A 5,541-nucleotide genomic window follows, 5' to 3' on the forward strand; every position below is an offset into this window, starting at 1 on the left:
TGGTCGAGGGAATCAACAATAAACTTAAACTAATAAAACGGAGAGGCTATGGCTTTAGAAACTTTCGGAATTTTTGGGTTAGAAGTATGTTATCTTGGCATCTTGTATGTTGATTTAGCATAAAGGGTAACGAAGAGCCAAAAATACATAATTATCGACACAAGACACCGAGAGCTTTGCGCCAAATTCCATCGGTTTTCCAGCTTTGCCTCTGACAATAGGACGTACATGAGGTTGACTTAAACTGACAATTCTCTGGTCAACCCTTGTTTTTTTCTCTGACCACATCTCCCGTTGTTGACGAGAGACTTCTTCAATGACTAATAGCAGTTTATATTGTCTTTTACTTAAACAAGTTAAGGAGGCTCCTAATTCAATTAGTTGGTCTATATAACCTAAGTTTCTTTGAATATATCCCAGTTGTTGACCAATGGCTTTCCGTCTTTCTTTTTGAGAGGGACGACGTTTTTTAGCGACTTTTAAATAGTTCTTTCTCGCTATTTTTCGGGAAGTTCTTGGTTTCTTAGTTAACTTTTCTTTGACTTCCCGGTAGAGACAATCTAGGATTTTTTCCGTTCCTTGACGAGCTTGATTGGCTCTTCTGGTTTCTGTGTGGAAACGAGGTCTATACCGATAGAATATCCGCAAAATAGTCCTAAAAGTTTTGCCCAATAAGCACTTCAGGGTTCCATAAGCAAAAATTATCACACAAAGTCGAGAAGAACCCTTGATTTAATAGATCTAAATCTGTGGGATACTTAGGGCTGGCTGAATAAATGTGAAATGTAGGCATGGTAAGGGTTTTGTGGCTTTTCTTGCGAAACAGGTGCAAGATTTCGAGGGAATCGTGCTTCAAAAGCTTGCGTCTTCATCGGCCCGCGTCCTGTAGGGGCGAAGCATTCGGATAGAAAATCTACGGTTTCACCGATAGGTTATTGCCCGAATGCTTCGCCCCTACTTTTTCAGCAGACCCTACTTAATATCAGCGGGCGCACAAGTCGCATCTAATATTAATTTTCCTGCATTGGGCCGCTCACTTTCTTCTCCTCGCTCTTCTGTTCTGGCATCAGATTCTTTGTCATCGAGAATTTCTCGGCCTTTTTTCACCATTTCTTGGTTAATTTTGTTAAGGAGATTTAACTTAATTATTTTCCGAAAATATACCATCATTGAGGCATCAAATGGGGCTTGGGGTTTGATAGTTTGTTAGCCCAAGAAAGTATTTTAGGTAAGGGTTTTCCCTAATTTGTTCGACGGTTTCTCTATCACTTATTCCTAATCTTTCTTGAATAATTAATGCTGCCAATGCTACCCTAAATGGTAAGGCGGGCGCACCCTTGTTTTCGCAGAAGCTTTTTGCGTACTCTTCTTCAAATTTTTCCCAGGGAATTAAGTTGGCCATAATAACCCAACGGTTTTCATCTGATAGTTTTCCGCTCCTCGGGCAGTTCAAATGATTCGGGTTCTGATGGAGTTGCAGTCGAGATACTATACATCTGTACTGAATAAAAAAAAGTGCTTGGCTTTTAGGGTATTTTACCTTTTTTTGTGCCTTTTTTCTCGACTTGATTGAGTCGAAACCTTTTTCCTATCGGCATTTCAGGCTTTTTCAGCAAGCCCTAAATACAGAGAACCAGACCTGCTTAACTCGGCTAAACAAGAATTAACAAAGCTAGTGAAAGAGTATTATGAAGGAACCCACTCTAAACAGATTGCCCCCCATCTTTTCCTAACTGAAAATAAATCCCTTTGACCACTGCTGTTATTGTATGTCTTGAATCCGCAAAAGTCCCTATAATTTAGCCAATAACATTATTTTTCTTTTTCTTCAATTAATCCCGATTCAGTTTTTTTCAGTAAATCTGAGGCAAATCTTTCACTAAATCCCACTAAAAAAGCACAGGAAAAGATAAATAAATCCTGACGGGCTTTGTTGGTTATTAAACTAGAAGAATTTTGATCCTGGGTAATCATAAAATCAATTTTAATCAACGTATTTGAGCTAATTAAACTAAAGATAAAAATACCGAAAATTAGACCAATTAAGGGTCTAAACAAACCAATAAAAAGAGGAATGAGGGGGTCGTCATATTTTTTGTCTGTAAAGTCGATAATTCTGAGTAAAATACTCGCAACACTTCCCAACACTCCTGCTGTTGCCGCATAAACTAAACCATAAAATATATGCCGATTAGGATTTATCGTATCACTCGATGATTTTAACTGTTCTGAATAACTACTAGAAGGAATGGGGGCTGGGGAGTTTGCTTGAGGTAATGGTTTTGAAATAAGTGCCTCCTCTTGAGAGTGTTTCTGGTGTAAATTATCATCAAATATGTAAATTTCTTGAGCAGAAAATTTGAGGGCAATCATAGATAAAAAAGTTGTAATAGATAAACCTAAAAATATTTTGAATGGGACTGATCTTGTAGAATAGATAGAACTAAATCCATTCAAAATATGTCCCCATAAAAAATAGCGACTATTATTAATTTCCTTTTCTAGATTAATTCTGAATTCTCGAATAGCATCAACTCCGACTTTATTAGTTTTTGCCATGAGCAATATATATTTAATTTCCTCTAATAACAAAATCAATTTAGTTGGATCATTGTTAAAAATAAACCAACCAATTTTCCAGCTATTACTTTTTTTATAAATCAAATAATTCAGGTGATGAATCTGTTGAACTAAGTTAGCGATTTCTAGTTGTAATTCAGGCGAAATTATCGGCAAAACCTCTAATAAAACTTCCCTAATATCCGCATTTAAGGCGTTAACATCGTCATTTTTTTTTACTGGAGTGGAAGTTATCATATTTTTTGGGACTTTTTAGATTGATTAATAGAATGAAAAGGCTATCTCTCCAGCTTCCCCTTACTCATCGTCAACCCGTTGCAGGACTTTCTCTAGGATAGGGCGGGTTTTCTAGATTACTAAAATTATAACATCAAGTTCCCCTAGAAGGAGGAGGTTTTAAACCCAGTTTTTTGATAAAATGTTTGACCCTGGATAATTGTGATATATTTGTTACATTTCGTTACTTAAAATAAAATTATCTTTGGTTTGAGTTTTTAAATTTACCTCAAAATCCTCTACTCTTAAACAGCTATCTAATTGCTGCTGTAATATATTTGTATTTATTGCCTCCGTGCTAATTAATACCAATTGGGTAAAGGGTGGATTATTACCCCATTCCTCGCCTATTTCTAAGGTAATTCTCAGCCCCACTTGTTGCAAAATTACTCTTCTATTGGGATGTTCAACAGTAGATAAAATACCCTTGGCTCGCAATACAGTTACGGGTAATTTCCCTAATATTTTTCCTAGGGTTAATAACTGAAAAGGGCGAACACTTTCATAACTCCAAGTATGAAAGTTATCAGAGTGATTAGATTTTAATTGACTAGATACAGAACGAACGGGAAATGAGTCCCTAAATCCTAATAATAAATCTAGGGAAACATCCCCATAACTCCCTTTTAACAAACGCACCCAAGGTGCTATTTTTTGGATAATTTGACTAGCATTAATTTGTGCTTTTTCATCAATCAAATCAATTTTATTGAGAACCACAATATCAGCAGCCGAAATTTGATCAATTAGCAAATCTTGATAGTTAATTTTTCCAGATGGTTCACAAATTTGGGGTAGATAGGTCGCATCAACTAGGGTAATAATGCTTTCCAAGCGAATTATTCTACTTAAAACTGGACGCTTTAGGGTTTGTAACAGGGTATAAGGGTTAGCAATTCCACTGGCTTCAATTAAGATCTGATCTGGACGGAGAGATAGGATTTTGGGAAGGGAATTAACCAGATTATTTTGTAAACTACAACAAACACAACCTCCCTCAAGAGTGATTAGATCATCGTCTCTATTTTTAATTAACATCTGATCAATATTAAGACTGCCAAAATCATTGACCAGTATGCCGAAACGGCGATCACTTTTACCCTTAAGAATGCAGTTAAGTAAAGTAGTTTTACCCGCACCTAAAAAACCCGTCAGCAGTGTTACTGGTGTCTTCCAGAGATTTGATGACAAAACCATTATACTTGTCCTCCCGATGGTTGTTTATAGATGACTCCCCGTTTCATGACAAAATCAACTTTACCAGTAACATTAATATCCTCAAAAGGATTACCCGGCATAGCGATAATATCAGCAAATTTCCCCACCGCTAACGCACCAATATTCGGCTGCATTAATAATTCAGCCGCTACAGTAGTTGCTGCTTTTAAAGCGCGTAAAGGAGTAATACCATTTTGAACCATCGCTGGAAACTCTTTCCAGTTATCTATATGAGGAAAAGTTCCCGCATCAGTACCAAAAGCAATCTTAACGTTACTTTTAGCTACATTATCAGCACAAGCAATCAGTTGAGAGGCATATTTTTGATATTTAGCGTGTTGCCAAGGAGAACGACTTTTCCAATATTCAGGATTATTGGCATTGCGAGCTTTTTCTAAAACAGTGTATTGAGTTGGTACCAGATAAACTCCTTTCTCTTCCATCAATTGCAAAGTCTCGGAACTCGCAAGATTACCATGTTCAATGGAACGTACCCCCGCGTTAACAGCACGTTGAACCCCTTCCCCTCCATAAGCGTGGGGACAAGCAGAAATACCGAAATCTTTGGCGGTACTAACCAGAATATTCATCTCCTCTTGGGAATAAGTGGTTTGACTCGGATCATCCGTAGGAGAGCTAAAACCCCCTGTAGCACAGAATTTAATCCAATCTGCTCCTGAGCGAATTTCTTCTCGTACTATGCGGATAATTTCTGCTGTTCCGTCTGCTACTTCAAATTTTTCTGGTCTGAACTGAAAAGCAACTAAAGAGGTAAAATCACCATGTCCTCCTTGGGCTGAAATCAGGTGAGGTGCTACCAATAGATCTGGTCCAATAATCCAGCCATTGGCGATCGCTTTTTTGAGATCGACGGTAATAAATTCTGGATCGGGACAACCCACTTCCCTTACAGTAGTAAAACCGTTCATTAACAGTGTTTTCAGAGGATTTAAGCTATAAAGGGTCATTAATGGCACTGTCACCATATAAGGATTTTCTGGAATTGTAGGATCCCCTTCACAGAAGGTGATATGAACATGACAATCAATGAAACCAGGGGTAACGGTGTGTCCTTTTAGTTCAATAATTTGAGCGTTGCTGTGATCAACTGTTGTAGCGATCGCAGTGATATTCCCATTTTCGATGCGAATTTCCGTGGCACCAAGGGGATTATCAGCCAAACCATCCCAATATTGATCGGTTACGATTACATAATTTGGGCTAGTGGAATTAGTACCAGTCATCGTTGTTTCTCCTGTTGTTAATTTTTTCAGCGTTTTTATTAGTCTTGAGCTAGGCGATCGCTTAATATCTCGACTTCCACTGGTTGACATCCTCGCCGCCGTAAACGGACGGTGATTCCCAAACCTCACGATTTAGGTTTCTGCTTCTTTCCCGAAGGATTTTTCGCACCTGCCTTAACAGATTTACTCTGTTCTGGTCTTATGGTCGCTCTACAGACTGACA

4 protein-coding genes and 3 pseudogenes are annotated in these 5,541 nt (G+C 38.0%); 2 read left to right on the plus strand and 5 right to left on the minus strand.

Translation table 11 applies throughout. The annotated features are described in order from the left end of the window. Positions 1 to 113 (plus strand): transposase (locus IM509_RS04940; protein WP_071784045.1); only part of this gene is annotated, 113 nt, incomplete at its 5' end. A gap of 25 nt (positions 114 to 138) precedes the next feature. Here IM509_RS04940 and IM509_RS04945 read toward each other — a convergent pair. Together IM509_RS04945 and IM509_RS04950 are read right to left on the minus strand one after the other, a co-directional pair. Beyond that, positions 139 to 621: pseudogene (locus IM509_RS04945) on the minus strand (IS5/IS1182 family transposase); the annotation flags it as partial. Between the two features lie 354 nt (positions 622 to 975). Further along, positions 976 to 1,496, minus strand: a pseudogene (locus IM509_RS04950) (transposase); the annotation flags it as partial. A gap of 125 nt (positions 1,497 to 1,621) precedes the next feature. Here IM509_RS04950 and IM509_RS24320 point away from each other — a divergent pair. After that, positions 1,622 to 1,753 (plus strand): annotated as a pseudogene (locus IM509_RS24320) (DUF4276 family protein); the annotation flags it as partial. 59 nt (positions 1,754 to 1,812) lie between these two features. On the opposite strand, the gene IM509_RS04955 reads toward IM509_RS24320, so the two are convergent. The 3 genes from IM509_RS04955 to IM509_RS04965 form a co-directional block, all read right to left on the minus strand. Continuing rightward, positions 1,813 to 2,817, minus strand: a complete 1,005-nt coding sequence (locus tag IM509_RS04955) for a hypothetical protein (RefSeq protein ID WP_052277379.1) — start codon at positions 2,815 to 2,817, stop codon at positions 1,813 to 1,815. A 213-nt stretch (positions 2,818 to 3,030) separates the two neighbouring features. Beyond that, complete coding sequence (locus IM509_RS04960; RefSeq protein ID WP_052277380.1) at positions 3,031 to 4,053, minus strand: CobW family GTP-binding protein; 1,023 nt, start codon at positions 4,051 to 4,053, stop codon at positions 3,031 to 3,033. Beyond that, positions 4,053 to 5,318, minus strand: coding sequence for a metal-dependent hydrolase family protein (locus IM509_RS04965; protein ID WP_185237640.1), 1,266 nt, complete (start codon positions 5,316 to 5,318; stop codon positions 4,053 to 4,055). The genes IM509_RS04960 and IM509_RS04965 overlap by 1 nt, the downstream gene beginning before the upstream one ends. Positions 5,319 to 5,541 lie beyond the last annotated feature (223 nt).

Source organism: Microcystis sp. M31BS1, from assembly GCF_020245285.1.
GTDB lineage: Bacteria > Cyanobacteriota > Cyanobacteriia > Cyanobacteriales > Microcystaceae > Microcystis > Microcystis panniformis.

Excerpts from the sequence above, each read along its gene's own strand:
- IM509_RS04955 (WP_052277379.1), bottom strand. The coding sequence starts at position 2,817 with ATGATAACTTCCACTCCAGTAAAAAAAAATGACGATGTTAACGCCTTA.
- IM509_RS04960 (WP_052277380.1), bottom strand. The coding sequence starts at position 4,053 with ATGGTTTTGTCATCAAATCTCTGGAAGACACCAGTAACACTGCTGACG.
- IM509_RS04965 (WP_185237640.1), bottom strand. The coding sequence starts at position 5,318 with ATGACTGGTACTAATTCCACTAGCCCAAATTATGTAATCGTAACCGAT.